14 protein-coding genes are annotated in these 19,373 nt (G+C 59.0%); 5 read left to right on the top strand and 9 right to left on the bottom strand.

Going from position 1 to position 19,373, the window contains the following annotated elements; all coding sequences use genetic code 11:
• Positions 1-15 precede the first annotated feature (15 nt).
• The 8 genes from MKI83_RS01075 to MKI83_RS01040 all read right to left on the bottom strand — a co-directional run bounded on the left by MKI83_RS01075 (position 16) and on the right by MKI83_RS01040 (position 10,642).
• Entirely contained in the window at positions 16-2,736 is a 2,721-nt protein-coding gene (locus MKI83_RS01075; protein ID WP_241582812.1) for a nitrate reductase, read from the bottom strand.
• Positions 2,737-2,865: 129 nt separating this feature from the next.
• Positions 2,866-3,180: a nitrite reductase small subunit NirD gene (gene nirD / locus MKI83_RS01070; protein WP_241582811.1), complete on the bottom strand. Its 315-nt coding sequence runs from the start codon at positions 3,178-3,180 to the stop codon at positions 2,866-2,868.
• A complete protein-coding gene (gene nirB / locus MKI83_RS01065) occupies positions 3,177-5,633 on the bottom strand; it encodes a nitrite reductase large subunit NirB (RefSeq protein ID WP_241582810.1) in 2,457 nt (818 codons plus the stop codon). The genes nirD and nirB overlap by 4 nt, the downstream gene beginning before the upstream one ends.
• Positions 5,634-5,924: 291 nt before the next feature.
• The gene (locus tag MKI83_RS01060) at positions 5,925-7,598 is read right to left on the bottom strand and encodes a bifunctional protein-serine/threonine kinase/phosphatase (RefSeq protein ID WP_241582809.1); all 1,674 of its coding nucleotides are present in this window, start codon (positions 7,596-7,598) and stop codon (positions 5,925-5,927) included.
• A 140-nt stretch (positions 7,599-7,738) separates the two neighbouring features.
• Complete coding sequence (locus MKI83_RS01055) at positions 7,739-8,956, bottom strand: nitrate/nitrite transporter (RefSeq protein WP_241583144.1); 1,218 nt, start codon at positions 8,954-8,956, stop codon at positions 7,739-7,741.
• Between the two features lie 480 nt (positions 8,957-9,436).
• Complete coding sequence (locus MKI83_RS01050; protein ID WP_241582808.1) at positions 9,437-9,943, bottom strand: hypothetical protein; 507 nt, start codon at positions 9,941-9,943, stop codon at positions 9,437-9,439.
• A complete protein-coding gene (locus MKI83_RS01045) occupies positions 9,940-10,380 on the bottom strand; it encodes a thioesterase family protein (protein ID WP_241582807.1) in 441 nt (146 codons plus the stop codon). The genes MKI83_RS01050 and MKI83_RS01045 overlap by 4 nt, the downstream gene beginning before the upstream one ends.
• A 67-nt stretch (positions 10,381-10,447) precedes the next feature.
• A complete protein-coding gene (locus tag MKI83_RS01040) occupies positions 10,448-10,642 on the bottom strand; it encodes a hypothetical protein (RefSeq protein ID WP_241582806.1) in 195 nt (64 codons plus the stop codon).
• A 184-nt stretch (positions 10,643-10,826) separates the two neighbouring features.
• On the opposite strand from MKI83_RS01040, the gene MKI83_RS01035 reads away from it, so the two are divergent.
• The gene (locus MKI83_RS01035; protein ID WP_241582804.1) at positions 10,827-11,231 is read left to right on the top strand and encodes a hypothetical protein; all 405 of its coding nucleotides are present in this window, start codon (positions 10,827-10,829) and stop codon (positions 11,229-11,231) included.
• A 25-nt stretch (positions 11,232-11,256) separates the two neighbouring features.
• Here MKI83_RS01035 and mltF read toward each other — a convergent pair whose 3' ends face one another.
• Positions 11,257-12,714, bottom strand: a complete 1,458-nt coding sequence (gene mltF / locus MKI83_RS01030; RefSeq protein WP_241582803.1) for a membrane-bound lytic murein transglycosylase MltF — start codon at positions 12,712-12,714, stop codon at positions 11,257-11,259.
• Between the two features lie 333 nt (positions 12,715-13,047).
• Between mltF and purL the strand changes: the two genes are divergently transcribed.
• From purL to MKI83_RS01010, 4 genes are all read left to right on the top strand, one after another.
• Complete coding sequence (purL, locus tag MKI83_RS01025) at positions 13,048-16,944, top strand: phosphoribosylformylglycinamidine synthase (RefSeq protein ID WP_241582802.1); 3,897 nt, start codon at positions 13,048-13,050, stop codon at positions 16,942-16,944.
• Positions 16,880-17,248 carry a CDGSH iron-sulfur domain-containing protein gene (locus MKI83_RS01020; RefSeq protein WP_306423216.1) on the top strand — a complete coding sequence of 123 codons (369 nt, stop codon included), beginning with the start codon at positions 16,880-16,882 and terminating at the stop codon, positions 17,246-17,248. Before purL ends, MKI83_RS01020 begins: the two co-directional genes overlap by 65 nt.
• A gap of 65 nt (positions 17,249-17,313) precedes the next feature.
• Entirely contained in the window at positions 17,314-18,873 is a 1,560-nt protein-coding gene (locus MKI83_RS01015; RefSeq protein ID WP_241582801.1) for a glycoside hydrolase family 1 protein, read from the top strand.
• A complete protein-coding gene (locus MKI83_RS01010; RefSeq protein ID WP_241582800.1) occupies positions 18,873-19,190 on the top strand; it encodes a YqfO family protein in 318 nt (105 codons plus the stop codon). Before MKI83_RS01015 ends, MKI83_RS01010 begins: the two co-directional genes overlap by 1 nt.
• Positions 19,191-19,373 lie beyond the last annotated feature (183 nt).

Raw genomic sequence — 19,373 nt, 5'->3', positions numbered from 1 at the left:
GATTATTCTCCAACCTTACAAAGGGGTAGCGAGTTGACTGGCTTGCGCGTGATTGATCATGCGCTTGAGTTCCGGCACGCAAGAGCCGCACTGTGTGCCGCAGCCGAGGTTTTGCTTAAGCGCGTCGAGGTCATTGCCGGCGGCGATGGCGGTGGCGATCGCGTCTTGCGAGACATTCACGCAAGTGCACACGGTTTTACTCGCCACTTGATTGCCGCCCGGCGGGGCTGACAGCGGTGCCAGCAGCCAGCGGCGCAGGCTGTCGTCGGTTTCGCCTTCTAAGTAGAGGGCTTTGAGCCATTCGCGTGCGGCGCTTTCACCGGCTAAGCGCAAGGCGGTAATGCGGCCGTTTTCCAGTTTGACGCGTTTGCCGATGGACTGGCGTGGATCGTCGTAAGCCATCACCGGCCCTGCATCGAGCCCCAGCACTTGATCGATAGCGGCCAAGGTGGTCTTGTCCGGTGCGCTGCTGTGGGCGGCGCGCATGACCACGGCGGGGGTGTCGCGGCCGATCAAGGACAGGCTGACGTAATCGCAACTATCGGCTAGCGCGCGCAGTTGATCTAAACGTTGCTGCGCCAAGCCGTCGCTGCCTTCAACCAAGGCATATAGGGTCCACGGTAGGCTGACCGGGGTAATGGCCACGCTGCAATGCTTGAGTTCGGGTTGTTGCGAGTGCGGGTCGTAGTCGCCCAGCGTCAGGGTGTTCACCCCCAAGGCTTTCAAGTAACGGCCGCCCCAGTGCATGGGTAAGAAGGCTTGCCCCATGTGCACGCTGTCGTCGGCTTTAACAGGCACGACCAGTTCGCCCCGGCGGCTTTTAACGCTGACCAGCTGACCATCGCTGAGCTTGCGCCGCGTCAGTTCGCGTGGGTTTAGGCTCAGCTGTGCTTCTTCGGTATGGCTAAACAGGCGCGAGCAGGTGCCGGTGCGGGTCATGCCATGCCACTGATCACGCAGGCGACCGGTTAACAGCGAGAGGTCGTAGCGGGCGTCGCGGCGCTCGATGGTCGGCTCGTAGTTGACGCTCATAAACTGCGCGCGGCCATTGGCGGTGGCGAACTGTTGATCTTGGTACAGGCGCGCGGTGCCTTGACGGGCACCTTGCGGGTACGGCCATTGCTGCGGGCCTTGGCTGTCAAGAATGGCGTAGCTGAGGCCGGATAAGTCCAAGTCGCGGCCGGCGGTCAGCGCGGCATGCTCGGCAAACAAGGCCTCAGGCGCTTGGAAGGGGAACAGGCTGGGCTGGTTGGCACGTAAGCGCTGCTCTAGGCGCTGGGCAAAGTCCACCGCAATGCTCCAGTCGGCACGGGCTTCGCCGGGGGCGGGGATGGCCGGTTGCACGTGGCTGATGCGGCGCTCGGAGTTAGTCACGCTGCCTTCTTTCTCACCCCAACTGGCGGCCGGCAACAGTAAGTCGGCGTAGGGCACGGTTTCGCTGGTGGTGAAGGCCTCTTGCACCACCACAAAGGGGCATGCGGCCAAGGCTTGGTGGATCAGGTTTTGATTTGGCAGCGATTGCGCAGGGTTAGTGCAGGCAATCCACAGGGCTTTGATCTTGCCGTCTTTCACCGCTTGGAACAGGTCGATGGCGGTTAAGCCAGGGTTGGCCGGCAGGCTGTCGATGCCCCAGAACGTGGCGATTTCGGCGCGGTCGGCGGCGTTTTTCGGGTCACGGTGGCCGGGCAGAATGCTGGCCATGGTGCCGCTTTCACGGCCGCCCATGGCGTTGGGCTGACCGGTGAGCGAGAACGGGCCGCAGCCAGGCTTGCCGATTTTGCCGGTGGCCAAATGCAGGTTGATCAGCGCGCCAACTTTGTCGGTGCCGCAACTGGATTGGTTCAACCCCATGCACCACAGCGACAAGAAACTCGGCGCGCTACCGATCAAACGGGCGACGTTGTGCAGTTGTTCGGTGCTAATGCCGCAGATTTCCGCCGTCAGCTGGGGGGTGTATTCACGCACTAGGGTTTTCAGTGCGTCAAAGCCGTCGGTGTGTTGATCGATAAAGCTGCGGTCGATCCAGCCTTCCCACAGCAAGATATGCAGCACGCCATGACACAAGGCGACATCGGTGCCGGGCAAAATCGGAATGTACTGATCCGCCAGTTCGGCGGTGTCGGTGCGCCGTGGGTCGACCACGATCAGCTGCATCTCCGGGCGTGCCGCTTTGGCGGCCTCTAGGCGGCGGAACAGCACAGGGTGCGCGTAGGCCATGTTGGAGCCGATGATCAGCACGCAATCGCTTTGCTCGATGTCTTCGTACGAGCATGGCGGGGCGTCAGCACCCAAGGCTTTTTTGTAGCCGACCACTGCGCTGGACATACACAGGCGTGAGTTGCTGTCGACGTTGTTGGTGCCAATCAGGCCGCGCGCCAGTTTGTTAAAGGCGAAATAGTCTTCGGTCAGCAGCTGGCCAGACAGGTAAAAAGCCACGCTGTCTGGACCGTGTTCGGCGATGGCGGCGGCAAATTGCTCGCTGGCATGCTCAAGAGCGGTGTCCCAGTCGGTACGGGTGCGGGCTAAGGATTTGCCTAAGCGTAATTCGGGGTACAGCGCGCGGGCTTGCCGGTCGCCGGTTAAGTGCAGGGTCGAGCCCTTGCTGCACAGGCGGCCTAGGTTGGCCGGATGGTCGGGGTCGCCTGTGACATTGAGAATCTGCTCGCCGTCGTGCTCGATCAACACGCCGCAGCCGACACCACAGTAACAACAGGTGGATTTGGTGACTTGACTCATCCGCTAATACTCCCGCTAGACGGCTGCTTATGTTTTGGTTTTATGCCGCCGGTAATGCTTGGGTGAAACAGGGCCTGATGCTGGGTGGCGATGCGTGGTGCCAACCGCAGCATCAGGTAAAACAGTGCGTTAGCCGCGTGGGCCTAAGAACACACGGCCGCCTTCGACCTTGGTCGGGTAGCGGTGGGCGCAGCCAACATCGGGGGCCAGGGCTTCGCCACTGGCCAGATCGATGTTCCAGCTGTGTAGCGGGCAGGTCACGGTGTTGCCGTGGATAATGCCTTGCGACAGCGGGCCATGCTTGTGCGGGCAACGATCGGCCAGCGCGAACACTTCGTCGTTGCTGGTGCGAAACAGCGCGATGTCGTGCTTCTCACCTTTGATGACACGCGAGCCGAGCACCGGGATGTCGGTTACGGCGCAGATTTCCTGCCACTGACTCATACGGATACCTCTTGGATCTGAACGGCGGGGATAACTTCGAATTCACGCTTAAGCTCGGGCTGCTCGATACGCTCGGTCCACGGATCTTTCTCCAGCGACAGGGTGTACTGCAGGCGGGCGTACAAGGCTTTACGGTTGGCTTCGTCTTCGAGCACGGCTTTCTTGATGTGCTCCATGCCGACGCGCTGCATGTAGTGCACGGTGCGCTCAAGGTAGAAGGCTTCTTCGCGGTACAGCTGCAAGAAGGCGCCGTTGTACTCGAGCACTTCTTCTTCGGTTTTCAGCTTGACGAAGAACTCAGCGACTTCGGTTTTGATCCCGCCGTTACCGCCGATGTACATCTCCCAGCCGGAGTCCACGCCGATGATGCCAACGTCTTTAATGCCGGCTTCAGCGCAGTTACGCGGGCAGCCCGACACCGCCAACTTGACCTTGTGCGGTGACCACATGTTGAACAGGTCTTTCTCCAGCTTCACGCCCATGTCCATCGAACGCTGGGTGCCAAAGCGGCAGTGCTCGGCGCCGACACAAGTCTTCACGGTACGGATGCTTTTGCCGTAGGCGTGGCCCGAGGGCATGTCGAGGTCTTTCCAGATCGCTGGCAAGTCTTCTTTCTTCGCGCCCAACAGGTCGATACGCTGACCGCCGGTGACCTTAACGGTGGGGATGTTGTACTTCTCGGCAACATCGGCAATGCGGCGCAGTTCGCTGGGATTGGTCAAGCCGCCCCACATGCGCGGTACCACGGAGTAGGTGCCGTCTTTCTGGATGTTGGCGTGGGCGCGTTCGTTGATGAAGCGCGATTGCGGGTCATCTTTGGCCACGCCAGGCCAGCTGGAAATCACGTAGTAGTTCAGCGCGGGGCGGCAGCTGGCACAGCCGTTAGGCGTGTTCCAGTTCAGGTACTCGATAACTTGCGGGATGCTGGTCAGCTTCTGTTCGATGATCGCTTTGCGCACGGCGCCGTGCGGGTGATCAGTACAGCCGCACATGGCTTTTTCGCTCTTGCCCTTCACGTCAGCGGCACCACCGACGGTGCTGATGAGGATTTGCTCGACCAAGCCGGTGCACGAACCACAGCTAGACGCCGCCTTGGTGTGCTTTTTCACTTCATCGACGCTGAACAGGCCTTGCTCTTTGATCGCCTTGACGATGGTGCCTTTGCACACGCCATTACAGCCGCACACTTCGGCCTCGTCTGGCATGCTCGAGGCCTTGTCTTGGCCAGCGTGGCCAGAGTCGCCCAAGCTGTTTTCGCCGAACATCAGGTGGTCGCGGATCTCGCTGATGTCGTGGCCTTCGCGCAGCATCTTGAAGTACCACGCGCCATCACCGGTGTCGCCGTACATGCAGGCGCCGATCAGCTTGTTGTCGCGGATGACCAGTTTCTTGTACACACCGCCGATGGGGTCGGCGAGGGTGATTTCTTCACTGTCGTCGCCGCCCATGAACTCGCCGGCGGAGAACAAATCGATGCCGGTCACTTTCAGCTTGGTCGAGGTGACCGAGCCTTGGTAGCGGGCAAAGCCCAGTTGGGCCAAGTGGTTGGCGCAGACTTTGGCTTGTTCAAACAGCGGCGCCACCAAGCCGTAGGCAATGCCACGGTGGCTGGCGCATTCGCCGATGGCGTAAACGCGCGGGTCGTAGGTTTGCAGGGTGTCGTTGACCAGAATGCCGCGGTTGCAGGCCAAGCCTGAGGTTTCGGCCAGTTCGGTGTTGGGGCGAATACCGGCGGCCATGACCACGATGTCCGCGGGGATGATGTCGCCGTCTTTAAAGCGCACACCGGCCACGTTGCCGTCACCGTCATCCAGCAGGGCTTCGGTGAACTTGGGCAGCAGGAACTTCAAGCCGCGGTCTTCCAGCGCTTTTTGCAGCAGCTTGCCGGAGGTTTGGTCCAGTTGGCGCTCAAGCAGCCAGTCAGAGATATGCACCACGGTGACATCCATGCCACGCAGCTTAAGGCCGTTGGCGGCTTCCAAGCCCAGCAAGCCGCCGCCGATGACCACGGCGTGCTTTTTGACCTTGGCGGTATCGATCATGGCTTGGGTGTCGGCGATGTCGCGGTAGCCAATCACGCCGTTTAGGTCTTTACCGGGAATCGGCAGGATGAACGGGTTCGAGCCGGTGGCCAGCAACAGGCGGTCGTACTCGGCTTCGCTGCCGTCATCAGCAATTACCTTGCGCTTGGCGCGGTCGATCTTGACCACTTTGCGGCCCAGACGCAGGTCGATGTTGTGTTCTTTGTACCAGTCGAGGTCGTTGAGGACGATTTCTTCGAAGGTTTGCTCGCCCGCCAATACCGGCGACAGCAGGATGCGGTTGTAGTTGGGGTGTGGCTCAGCGCCAAACACGGTCACCTCATACATATCGGGTGCCAGTTTGAACAGCTCTTCCAGGGTGCGAACCCCGGCCATGCCGTTACCCACCATGACTAATTTCAACTTTTGCATGCCTATCTCCCGTAGTACCGGCCGCGCTTTGGCTTAAGCGTTCAGCTCGCTAAAAAAACAAAAAGCGTCTTGTCTGCACGAGTGCAGGTAAGACGCCTTTGTCTTGTGCGAGTGAAGCCCCGCGTATGTGAAGGGATCGCCGTTGACCCCTGTGCTAATGGGGATAAAGCAGAAGGTGTGCCAATGTTGCGTTGGCCCTTGTTTTTCGCGGGATATTAGGTTTGTTGAGAGCGGTTCTCAGCTGTTTGGGGCGTACGTGCACTATCTTGGTGCTGCTGGCGCGGGCGTGCCTTAGCCTTGCACCAAGAAGTAGAACAACAGCAGGTTTAACAGCAGCGAGATCAGCGCCACGCTCTGCCAGACCTTGAGCGGTTCGCGTTCGATCAGCGGGCGATGGCTTGGCACTTCGCGAATATCGCCACCGCGTTCGAGTTGCAGTAGCCATTCTTCGGCGGTTTCGTAGCGTTGCTCAGGGTTGGCGGCGACGGCTTTATCCAGCATGTCGACCCACCACGCCGGTAGATCAGGACGATAGCGGCTGGCTGGCGTGGCGCTGCCAAAGCGCGGGTGTTGGAAGGGTTCGATTTCGCCGTAGGGGTAGTGACCGGTCAGCAAGTGATAAAAGGTCACGCCGGTGGCGTAGAGGTCGTTGCTGATGTCGGCTTCGCTGCCGCTGAAGCGCTCGGGGGCGATAAAGCTTGGCGTGCCTGGCTGACTGCCGGGTTCGTCTTCGGTTAGACCGGGGCAGTGGGCGACGCCGAAGTCGAGAATGCGCAATTCGCCGTCTTGGCCTAGGTGCAAGTTCTCGGGCTTGATGTCGCGATGCAAAATATTCAGCCGATGCAGGCTGCCAAGGCCGCGCAGTACGCGCTCCAGCTGCTCGTGGGCGTCCCCCAGACTCATCGGCCCTTGGCGTTTAAAGCGTTCGGCCAGCGTTTCGCCGGCGTGCTCGCGCATCACGTAATACAGATGCTGACGCGAGGGCAGCGGGCTGATGTCGGTGAAGTTACGCCCGCCCAAGCGCTTTAAAAACCACTCTTCTAGCAACAAGCGTTGCTGCGCGCGTTGGTCGTCTTGATGGCTGCTGGGCAGTGTTTTTAGCAGCCAAGGGCGCTGTTCGTTGTCGAGTACGCGGTAGAGCAATGAATGGCGCGACTCGTGCACGATGCCTGTCACAGCAAAGCCCTCGAACGATTGTCCGGTTTTTAAGCGACCCGGCAAGGGCCACTGGGCGAGGGCGGCGAGTTCGTCATCAAGGTCGCCATCGGGCAGCGCGTCCACGCGCACCACAATGGCGCTGGCGTTGTCATTGCTGCCAGCTTTGAAGGCGGTTTGCAGCATCAATTGGCACAGGTGTGGCAAGTCGTGCTGCTCGTTGTTGAGCATGTCATTGAGGATGCCGTCATTCAGCGCGGCCCATACGCCATCAGAGAGCAAGACAAAACAGTCGCCGACTTGCAGTTCGCCGTCGCGGTAATCCACCACGAGGTGTTCATCTAAGCCCAGCGCACGCTTGAGCACGTGCTCCATGCCGGGCTGCGTCCAGACATGGTCTTCGGTCAGTCGTTCTAAACGTTGCTTGCGCCAGCGGTATAAACGGCTATCACCGACGTGCGCGGCGGTGAAGCGCCGGCCGCGCAAGATCAAGCTGGTGAGCGTGGTGAGCAGTGGGCCTTGGCTGCTTTGGGCGTGGAGCCAGCGGTTGTGGGCGACCAAGATGCGGTCCAGCGCTTGGCCAACGGCCCAGGTTTCGGGCGTGGCGTAGTAGTCGCTGGCCAGTGCTTGCACGCTGGCGCGAGCGGCAAGGCCACCGTCGGCGCAGCCACTGACCCCATCGGCCAAGGCGAACAAGTAGCCTTTGCTGGCGGCTTGGGCGCTGGGTGGGGTGACCATGCGCACGGCGTCTTGGTTGACGCTGCGTGGGCCGGTGGCGCTGGCTTCGGCGATGCTTAAGGTCAGGCTCATGGCGTGCTCGTGTGGTGGCTGGCGCTAACAAGAAAAAAGCCCGCGCAGATAAAAAGCAAGCTGCGCAGGCTGCGGGAGCTGAATCATCAGCAAACCTAGAACGGTATTGGGGCTGCGTATTGGCAGCAGCCCCTTAAGGGTTACACGCGGGCGCTGGTCATTGCCGCGGAGCCCCAGGTGGTGCGCCAGCGCTTTTTCACGCTGAACAAGCCGATAAAGGCAATCAAACTCAGGCTAGCGAACAGCCATAGTGCCAGTTGGTAGTTACCCGTGGCTGACTTGATGGCGCCCATGCCAGCGGTCAAGCAGAAGCCACCGACACCACCCGCCATGCCGACGAGCCCAGTCATTACGCCAATTTCCGAGCGGAAACGCTGCGGTACGAGCTGGAAGACCGAGCCGTTACCACAGCCCAAGCCCAGCATGGCGATGATGAACAGTGCCAGTGCGGCGTATTGGCTCGGCAGGTTGAAGCCGACGATAGCGATACAGACCGAGGAAATGGTGTACATGATCAGCAAGGCGCGGATGCCGCCAACGCGATCGGCCAGTGCGCCGCCCAAAGGACGCATCAGGCTGCCGCCAAACACGCAGGCTGCGGTGTAGAAGCCGGCGACCACCGGGTCGAGGCCGTACTGATCATAGAAGTAGAAGGGCAGCGAACCGGCGAGACCGACGAAGCCACCAAAGGTCACGCTGTAGAAGAACATGAACCACCAGCTGTCCTTATCGCCCAGCGCCTTTAAGTAGTCGCCAACGGCCTTGGGAGCTGGGCGGTTGGGGGCGTTTTTCGCCATAAAGCAAAACAGCACAAACACGATTGCCAGCGGAATCAGGGCTAAGCCGAATACGTTGTTCCAGCCGTAAGCTACGGCCAGCATGGGGGCAAACAATGCAGCGAGCACAGTGCCAGAGTTACCTGCGCCGGCGATGCCCATGGCTTTGCCTTGGTGCTCTGGTGGATACCACTGCGAGGCCAGCGGCAGCGATACCGCAAACGAGGCACCCGCTACGCCGAGAAATACACCCAGCAGCAAGGCTTGTTCGTAGCTTTTAATACCGAAGGCCCATGCTGTGGCGAGTGCGGCCATCACGATCACTTGCGAAATGACGCCGGTGGTTTTCGGTGAAATACGGTCGGCCAAATAGCCCAGCACCAAACGGAGCAAGGCGCCGCAGAGAATCGGCGTGGCGACCATCATCGAACGTTGTTGTGCGGTCAGCTCTAGGTCGGCGGCAATCTGCACCGCCAGTGGGCCGAGGACGTACCAAACCATGAAGGCAAGGTCGAAATAGAGGAAGGCGGCAAACAGTGTTGGCGTGTGGCCAACCTTCCAGAAGTTGGAGTTACTAGACATCATGCACCTCAAGTGGTCAGAGAAAGGGTCACCCACACTGGCGGTCTGCGAGCGTCAGTGTGGGTGTGACCGGCTGCTGGCTTGTGGCTGGCAGCAAGGTGAAAATCACCGACTGAGCTAAGGGTCGGCACCCAAATAACGCTGGATCACAGTCGCTATCTGGCCGGTAAACCGGCAGGCACAAAAAAGCGTCCACGTTGCTGCATTACTCCAGACAAGCCCGAGCCAAGTCTGGGAGTGCAATAACGAGGACGCCGGTGTCCTGTTGCCTATGACCGCCATTGGTCAATGCCTGAGCTAAAGCAGGCAGCGTGCCAAGTGCGGTAATCGGCTGATAACTAAGGCGTTAACGTTGTTGTGATGCGCTTTGACGCGTTAGCCGCACAGTGCTGGTGCGTGCTTATGGTGCGCCTGCGCGCGGATGTAGCGCGTTATGCGGTATTGCGGTGCGCCTACGCGTTAAAGCGTGGCGAAGGGGCATTACTGGTGCGTTAGCCAGTGCTGATAGCGTTTGGCGTTGCGTAGTAGGTACCCGTCAATCAGCAGTAAAGCGGCCGGTAGTAGCAGCAAACCAAGCCCCGCGCCTTGTTGCAGGGCACCGCTGTGCGGCCCGAAAAGCAGCGCAAGGCCGGCGAGCAAGGCGGCGATTTCGATACGCAGATACCAGCGAAAGCCGCGCACCACCTTGGTCATGCGCGTGTGTTCTTGTTCAAGCAAGAGGCTTGGATTGCTGCGGCGCAGCGTTTGCAGCGCTTGTACTTGGCGGTCGGTGCGCAGGGCGATCACCGCACCGACAACGAGCATGATCAGCGCAAACGGTGCGCTGCTGATGCTCGCGCCGCGGATGAACTGGGCGTAGTCGGCCAACGCGGGCGCAGCTTTATACAGTGCGATGCACAAGGCGAGGGCGATAAGGCCCAATAGTCCCAGCAGGTAACCACTGACCTTTTCGCTGGCAAAGTAATGCTCTAGGGGTAACGCGTTCATGTCGGCTGCGCGCGCGGGAAGTGCGCTAAAAAGCGCTCGGGTATGGGGCTGACACGTTTTTGTGCGTAGTCAAAAAACACAAAACCCGATTTGGCGACGGCGATGAGCTGGTCATCGCTGGGGCGCGTGACCTTAAAGATGACATCCGCGCCATAACGGTTGAAGTCGGTCATGCCGAGGGCGAAGGCGAGGGTGTCGCGCGCGTAAGCTTCGGCTTTATAGGTGGTGGCCAGGTCCGTCACGATGACGCCAATGCCATCGTCTGGGGCTTCATCCACGCCCAGTGCAAACAAATAGCGCGCGCGGGCCTCGCTCAGCATGCTGATCATGGCGTCATTGGCCAAATGGTTAGCGGCATTGATGTCGGTAATGCGCACTTGCATTTGGGTGGTGAAGCTAAACAGTTCGTCAGCGTAATTCAGTTCAATGCGCGCCATGGGATACCTGCCAAAAGCGCTCAGTTTTGACTAATCAACCGCTGCGGTAAAGCGCCGTCAGCTTTTACTAGGCCCGACAAAAGGGGGATAGGCGCGGGGTGTCGTGCTGTTGGGTTTGCTGCTGACGCTGAAATAAGCACAGCTGCTGCCAGCGACTGAACCAATGCGTGCGGTGCTCGGTTTTTGGCGCAGGCTCGCTGGGGCGGGTGTCTTGCATTAATAAGTTCACGCTGAGCGCGTGAAGGGGGATGAGCTCGATCATGACAGGGCCTCGTGTTAATTGCGGCTAAGCGTAAGGTTGCCTGCTGACAAGATCATTGCACTTGAGTGAAATTAAGAATTAAGCCTGAACTCATCCTGCAGGCAGGATGCTTCGCTTTTTGCGCGATCATTGTTGACGGGCGCACTACACTGCAAAAAAGTGATCATTGGGGTGACGTTAGGCGATGAATGAGCTGTTTGAAGGGCTTAAGGCGCTAACCGCCGATACCTTCCCGAAGACCTGTGCGTGCTGTGGGGCGGTGTTTGCTGATCAGGCGCAGTACATCGCCGGTACGGTGCCGATTGATCCCGCCAAAACTGGCTTTAAGGCGCTGTACGATGACGATGATCAGGCGAGCGTCGGTTGGTTTCGTAACTGCAAGTGCGGCTCTACTTTGCTGACCTATCACCTTGATCGTCGCGATGTCAGTGAGCGTGGCCTGCGCCGCCGCGAGCGCTTTGCTGAGTTGCAACAGCGCTTGTCAGTACTGGGTTGGGGGGCGGACGAGGCGCGTGAGGCTTTATTGGGCGTGGTGCTGCGCGGCGAGGTCAACCCTCGCTTGCGCGAGGCCTTGCAGCAAAAAAACTAATGCGTATACCGATGGGGCTGCCCCGTTAACGGTCTAGCGCCGAGGGCGCCTTGTCTAATCCGGGCAGGTGCAGGTTGCTGCGGGCCAATTGGCGGCCCTCAAGGCTCGGTTGGCCGACCCAGCTGAGAATGTCGTAGTAACGACGAATGTTGCGCACAAAGTCCACCGGCTCCCAGCCGCGCGCGTAGCCATAACGGGTTTTGCCATACCACTGTTTGCGCGCTAAGCGCGGCAATATCTCCCGCACATCATTCCACTTGTTGGGGTCGAGGCCGGCTTCGCGAGTCAGCTTGCGGGCGTCGTCAAGATGACCCATGCCAACGTTGTAGGCGGCCAGCACAAACCAGATGCGCTCGCCGGCTGGAATTTCTTGCGGCAATACCTCGTTGAGGTGAGCCAAATAGCGTGCGCCGCCGGCAATGCTTTGTTGCGGGTTGAGGCGATCTTCAACGCCCATGGCACGGGCGGTGCGTTGGGTCAGCATCATCAAGCCGCGCACCCCCGTTTTGGAGGTGGCGTCGGGTTGCCATAACGATTCTTGGTAGCCCACAGCCGCGAGCAGTCGCCAGTCGAGGCTGTGCTCATTGGCTGCATTGCGGAAAAAGCTCTCATACCGAGGCATGCGCTGCTGCAGGTGCTGGGCAAAGGTATAGGCACCGACATAGCCGAGCTTTTCAACGTGGCCATAAAAACGGTCGACCAAGCGGGCCAAGGTGCCGTTGCTATCCACTTCTTGCAGAAAGCCGTTCACCGCTTGTAGCAAGCTGCTGTCATCGCCGCCGGCTACGGCCCAGCTCAGCCAAGTTGGCGCGCCGACGTCAAAGCCGACGCGTACTTTGGGGAAATACACTTGATTGGTGGCCAGCTCATTCGAGTTGGTCAGGGTGATGTCGATACGGCCTTCTTCGATCAGTCCGAGTAGGTCGATGACCTCAACGTCGTCTGACTCTTCCCAGCGTAACTCGGGATATTGGCGCTTGAGGTTACTGAGTAACTCGGCTTGGCTGCTGCTGCGCGCCACTAGAATACGTTTGCCGATCAAGTCGCTGATCTGTCTTGGTCGCGGCTCGCCGTGGCGGTAAACCACTTGGGGCACCACTTCTAAGTAGCCTTTGCTAAAGCGGGCGAACTGGTGGCGGCTGGGTGTGTCGACAATATTGGCAGCAATAATGTGCGCGCGGCGGTCTACTAGGCTGCTGAACAGGTCTTCAAAGGTGTTGGCAGTGATGATCTTGAGTTCGACGCCGAGCTGCTTGGCAAATTGCTTGGCGAGTTGATATTCGAAGCCGCTTTCGCCGTTTTTATCCTGAAAGTAGGTGGCAGGGCTGTTGCGCGTCATCACCCGTAGCTCGCCTTCTTGCTGGACTTGTTCCAGTAAGGTTGGCGGTGGCGTGGGGTCGCCGCAGCCAGACAGCAGCAGGGCGAGTACGCCGGTCGCCAGCCATGGCAACGGGCGCAGAAAGGATCGGATAAGGGTGCGCATGTTTGGAGTATACGCAAAGGCTGACCTGCGCCAAATCTTCCTGTTGGCGTGGTGGCTGTTATTCGGTGATCTGCGTCGCACTTCGGGATTTGTATAAAAAGCTATTGCTATCAATGGCTTGGCTTTGCTTGGTGGATTTAGCTACTAAGTTGCTGGTGCTGCGTGGTGAGCATTCTGTGTTAGTGCGCTGCGCTGTTTTTGGCTCAATTGCGCCTGATGAGCAGGGGCTGCGCAATTAACTGGGTAAAGTCGCGGTTTGTGAGGTGCCGCTGGGCGAGGCTTTGAGGTAAACTACGCGGCCTCTTTTTTCCGCATTCCAGAGGCCGTCTTTCCATGCTTATTTTGCGTGGCGCACCTGCCCTTTCTGCTTTTCGTCGTGACAAATTACTCGCTCAATTGCAGGCCGACGTGCCGGCGGTGAGTGGCATTTATGCTGAGTTCATGCACTTTGCCGAGGTGAGCGAAGACTTGTCTGCGGATGAGCAGGGCGTACTAGCGCGGCTGCTCAAATACGGCCCCAGCGTTCACCCCGAGCAGGGTGTTGGCAGCTTGCTGCTAGTGGTGCCGCGCTTTGGCACTATCTCGCCGTGGTCGAGTAAGGCGAGCGATATCGCACACAACTGTGGCTTGAATAAGGTCGAGCGCCTTGAGCGTGGTGTGGCGTATTACGTCAGCGGTGAGTTGGATGCGGCAGCGTTGCAGCAAGTGGCCAGCAAACTGCACGACCGCATGACCCAGCGTGTGCTGGATGCGCCAGAACAAGCCGCTGGGCTGTTTAGTCACGCCGAACCTGCGCCCTTGGCTGCGGTGGATGTGCTGAGTGGTGGGCGTGCGGCGCTGGAAGTGGCCAATCTCAACTTGGGCTTGGCGCTGGCCGACGATGAAATCGACTACTTGGTGAAAAGCTTCACCGATATGGGCCGCAACCCGAACGACATCGAACTGATGATGTTTGCTCAGGCTAACTCTGAGCATTGCCGCCACAAGATTTTCAATGCCAGCTGGGATATCGATGGTCAAGCGCAGGAAAAATCCCTGTTTGGCATGATCAAAAATACCTATGAGCTGCACCGTGAAGGCGTGCTGTCAGCGTACAAAGACAACGCCGCCGTGATTGAGGGTTTTACCGCCGGTCGTTTCTTCCCCAATCCAGAAACGCGCGAGTACGCCGCCAGCCAAGAGCCGGTGCACATTCTGATGAAGGTGGAAACGCACAACCACCCAACCGCGATTGCGCCGTTCCCGGGCGCATCCACCGGCTCTGGTGGTGAGATTCGCGATGAGGGCGCCACCGGTATCGGCGGCAAGCCGAAAGCCGGTTTGACAGGCTTTACCGTGTCTAACTTGAAAATTCCGGGCTTCACTCATGCTTGGGAAGAAGACCACGGCAAACCCGGTCGCATCGTCAGTGCGCTAAATATCATGATTGAAGGCCCGCTGGGTGGCGCGGCGTTCAACAACGAATTTGGTCGCCCCAACCTGACAGGTTACTTCCGTACCTTTGAACAAAGTGTCGATAGCCCGCGCGGCAAAGAAGTGCGCGGCTACCACAAGCCGATCATGATTGCCGGCGGCATGGGTAATATCCGCGCCGAGCACGTTGAAAAGCGTGAGATCGAAGTGGGCGCCAAGCTGATTGTGCTCGGTGGTCCGGCCATGTTGATTGGCTTGGGCGGTGGTGCGGCGTCGTCGGTGGATACCGGTGCTAGCGCCGAAGATTTGGATTTTGCTTCGGTACAGCGCGATAACCCAGAAATGGAACGCCGCTGTCAGGAAGTGATCGACCGCTGCTGGCAACTGGGCGAGCAAAACCCGATTGCCTTTATTCATGACGTTGGCGCCGGTGGTGTGTCGAACGCCTTGCCTGAGCTGATTAACGATGGCGGTCGTGGCGGTCGTTTTGAGCTGCGTAATGTGCCCAACGATGAGCCGGGCATGAGCCCGTTGGCGATTTGGTGTAACGAGTCGCAAGAGCGCTACGTGATGGCGGTCAATGCCGCCGACTTTGAGCGTTTCCAAGCCATTTGTGAGCGCGAGCGTTGCCCGTTTGCGGTGGTTGGTGAGGCCACCGAAGAGCGCCACCTCACCGTGGCCGACAGTCATTTTGGCAATACTCCGGTGGATATGCCGCTGGAAGTGCTGTTGGGTAAGCCGCCGCGCATGCACCGCAGCGTGGCACGCGAAGCCGAGCAGGGCGATGACTTTGCCGTTGATACGCTAAATGTCGAAGATGCAGTGAATCGCGTTCTGCGCCATCCGGCGGTGGCGAGCAAGAGCTTCTTGATCACCATTGGTGACCGCAGCATCACCGGCTTGGTCGCGCGTGATCAATTTGTCGGGCCGTGGCAAGTGCCGGTGGCCGACTGTGCGGTTACCGCCAGCAGCTTTGATGTCTACACCGGCGAAGCCATGGCCATGGGCGAGCGCACGCCGTTGGCACTCTTGAATGCACCGGCCTCGGGGCGCATGGCCGTCGGCGAGACCATCACCAACTTGGCCGCTTCCAGCATTGCCAAGATATCTGACATTAAGTTGTCGGCTAACTGGATGGCTGCGGCGGGGCATCCCGGTGAAGATGCTCGTTTGTATGACACCGTTAAAGCCGTCGGGATGGAGCTGTGCCCTGAGTTGGGTATCACCATTCCCGTGGGTAAAGACTCCATGTCGATGAAAACCCGCTGGCAGGATGAGGCGGGTGACAAGAGCGTGACCGCACCGATGTCGCTGATCGTGACCGGCTTTGCGCCGGTGCAGGATGTGCGTCAAACCCTGACCCCGCAGTTGCGTTTGGATAAGGGCGAAACCGACCTCATCCTGATCGATTTGGGCCGTGGCCAGAACCGCTTGGGCGGCTCTATCTTGGCGCAAGTGTTTAGCCAGATCGGCCACAGCGTGCCGGATGTGGATGACGCCGAAGACCTCAAGGCCTTCTTCGCGGTGATCCAAGGCTTGAATGGCGACGGCAAACTGCTTGCCTACCATGACCGCTCCGACGGTGGCTTGATCACCACGCTGCTGGAAATGGCCTTCGCCGGTCATTGCGGTATGAATGTTTATCTCGACGCCTTGGGCGAAACCGATGCCGAGCTCAATGCCGTGCTGTTCAGCGAAGAGTTGGGCGCGGTGGTGCAAGTGCGTCAAAGCGACACCGAGTTTGTCTTGGCGCAGTTTGCTGCGGCAGGGCTAGACGATTGCGTGGCGGTTATTGGTCAGCCGCAAGACGGCGATCGCGTCGGCATCAGCCGTGAAGGTAAGCGTATTTTTGTCGGCGAGCGCCGCTTGCTGCAGCGCACTTGGGCCGAAACCAGTTATCAAATCCAGCGTCTGCGTGATAACGCGCAAGGGGCTGATCAAGAGTTTGATGGCTTGTTAGATGAAAGCAACCCAGGCCTTAGCGCTAAGTTGAGCTTTGATATTAACGAGGACATCAGCGCGCCTTACATTGCCAAGGGCGTGCGTCCACGCGTGGCGGTGCTGCGTGAGCAGGGCGTGAATGGCCAAGTGGAAATGGGCGCGGCGTTTGATCGTGCGGGTTTCTCGGCGATTGACGTGCACATGAGCGATATTTTGGCCGGCCGTGTCGATTTGGCTGAGTTCAAAGGCTTGGTGGCGTGTGGCGGCTTCTCTTACGGCGACGTATTAGGTGCTGGTGAGGGTTGGGCTAAGTCGATTCTGTTCAATGCCCGCGCCCGCGAAGCATTCGAAGCCTTCTTTCAGCGTAAAGACAGCTTCAGCTTGGGGGTGTGCAACGGCTGCCAGATGATGTCCAACCTGCACGAGCTGATCCCCGGTGCTGATTTGTGGCCGCACTTTGTGCGTAACCGCAGTGAGCAGTTTGAGGCGCGCGTGGCCATGGTTGAGGTACAGGACTCGGCCTCGATCTTCCTGCGTGGCATGGCTGGCAGTCGCATGCCGATCGCCGTGGCGCACGGTGAGGGTCATGCTGAGTTCGCCAGCCCTGAAGCGCTGGTCGGTGCTGATCTGTCGGGTACCGTGGCGCTGCGTTATGTCGATAACCACGGCAAAGTCACCGAAACCTATCCGGCTAACCCCAATGGCTCGCCCAAAGGCATTACCGGTATGACCAGCATGGATGGTCGCGTCACCATCATGATGCCGCACCCCGAGCGGGTGTTCCGTGCGGTGCAAAACTCGTGGCATCCGGATGCGTGGCAAGAAGATGGCGCGTGGCTGCGTATGTTCCGCAATGCGCGTGTTTGGGTTGACTGATTCGCGCAAGCCCGCCACGCCCTTATCGCAGGATGAGGGCGTGCTTCCTACAGTACGCCGGCTTGATGCCGGCGTTTCTGTTTGTTGGTGTCGCTGCGAGAAGATCACCCAACAGGTTGATTGCTCAGCCGGTTGCGACAAGGGGCTGCGGCTGACTGCCCAGCGCGAGCAAACGGTGCTGTTGTGCCGTTGTGGCCGTTCTAAACGTTTGCCGTATTGCGATGGCAGCCATGTTCCGCAAGCGGATGGAATGCTGGCAAAATGGCGGCGCTTTATCGGCGGTGATGGTCAGTCGCGAAACTGACCGCACGCATCCCGCGTTGCCGGCTGCTGTGTCGGCACGCGTCATAACAACAATAAGGAAACGCTATGAAAAAACTCGCCCTCGCCGTTGTGGTGCTCGTGCTGAGCGTTGCAGTCGGGCTGTTTGTTGCCGGTAAGCCCCGTCAGCAAGCGTGGACCAGTGGTTGGGCCAGCGACCAAGCCCTGACCTTCCCCAAAGATTTTTACTTCGGCACCGCCACCGCCGCGCAGCAGATTGAAAGTCAAAGCCCCAGTGACTGGACGGCGTTTGAGTTGGATGTGATCGCCAACAAGCGTACCGAGCATGGCAGTGCACCGGGCGTGGCTAAGCCCGGCCATATCGCGGCGCTGGATCAGTTCTCGCAGGCTGTTCGTACCCGCAAGACCGATTACGACCAGCGCTACGCTGAAGATTTTCAAGCCGCGCGCGAGGTGCTGGGCAATAACGCTTATCGCTTTTCTTTTGAGTGGTCGCGGTTATTCCCACGTGCCGACATGACTCGTCCTGATCCAGCGGCGATTGCCTTCTATCAAGGTGTGCTGGATAGCTTAAAAGCCCAAGGCTTGACGCCTTTTGCCACCTTGTTTCATTTCTCCAGCCCCGCTTGGTTGTGGACGGAGCAAGACGGCCAGCGCGGCTGGGAGCGCGCCGATGCGCAGCAGCAATGGCAGCGTTATGTGGATGCGGTGCTTGAGCATTTTGGTGGCCAGATTCAGCACTGGACCACACTGAATGAGCCCATGGTATTTTTGAATGCCGGCTATCTGGATGGCGTGTTTCCGCCGCTGGAAACTCGTGCTGATCCGGCTGCCACCGGCCCTGCCTTAGCGGCGATGGCGCGTGCGCATGCCTATGCCTATCATGCCATCAAACAACACGCACAAGCGCAAGCCACATCCAGCGGTCAGCCGGTGCAAGAAACTTGGGTCGGTATCACTCAGCACACACGTGCGTTTGAGCCATGGCGCAACTGGCATCCGCTGGAGCGTTTTGCTGCGCGGCAGATCGATGAAATCTTTATCTGGGATTTACTCGATGCCCTAGAAAGCGGCGAGCTGACGTTGACCGGTACCGGCTTTAGCGAGCAGATCGAAGGCTTAGCCAGCACCCAAGACTATGTGGGGATCAACTATTACGGTCGTTTTTACGTTGAAGTCGACATGGCTAATCCGGCCAAGCCGATTATTCACAGTCACGATCCGGCCACTGATCAGTGGGTTAATGACCTCGGCTGGGCCTTGTACCCCAAAGGCTTTGGCGATGTGCTGCAGACCGCCTACGAACGTTATAACAAGCCGATCTACGTGCTAGAAAACGGTACTGCCGATCAAGCGGATAACGATGTGCGCCGCCAATACTTATTAGTCACGCATCTGGCTGAAATGGCCCATGCCATGCAACAAGGCGTGCCGCTTAAAGGCTACTTTCATTGGTCACTCACCGATAACTTTGAGTGGGCAGAAGGCTTTACTGCACGCTTTGGCTTGTTTGCACTGGATTACGCCAATGACTTCAAGCGCACCGCTCGCCCGAGTGCCAGCTTGTACGGACGAATCGCGCGTGAGGGCTTGCAGCCGGCGTTGCTGCAAAGCCTTAACGATCTACAACCACCGCGGCAGCCCTGATGTATAAGCTGGCGTTTTTTGTGCCCCAGTCGCACTTAGAGGTAGTCAAGACCGCCTTGTTTAACGCCGGTGCGGGGCGCATTGGCGGCTATGAGCACTGCTGTTGGCAGTGCTTAGGCACCGGCCAGTTTCGCCCACTGCCCGGCAGTCAGCCGTTTATTGGTAGCGTCGACACCCTTGAACAAGTGCCGGAGTGGAAGGTGGAAATGGTGGTCGCTGATGAGCACTTAGCGGCGACTGTCGCAGCCCTCAAAGCCAGTCATCCTTATGAAACCCCAGCGTTCGATGTGTGGCGCTTGGAGGATGTTGCGCTGTAGCAGGACGCTCTCTGGCTTGATGTCTCTACGCCCAGCCTTGCGCTGGGCGTAGACGTTTTAGGGCTGACGGCCAGTATTTGGATGGTGTTGGCCAAGCGCCAGATCAGCTTAAAAGCTAAAAAGCCCCAGACTGACGTCTGAGGCTTTTGAATTTGGCTCCGCGACCTGCGGCTCGACGGCGTT

The organism is Atopomonas sediminilitoris (genome assembly GCF_022601735.1).
Lineage (GTDB): Bacteria > Pseudomonadota > Gammaproteobacteria > Pseudomonadales > Pseudomonadaceae > Atopomonas > Atopomonas sediminilitoris.
Note: the sequence above shows the minus strand (reverse complement) of the source record. Positions and strands in the feature narration are given on the sequence as shown.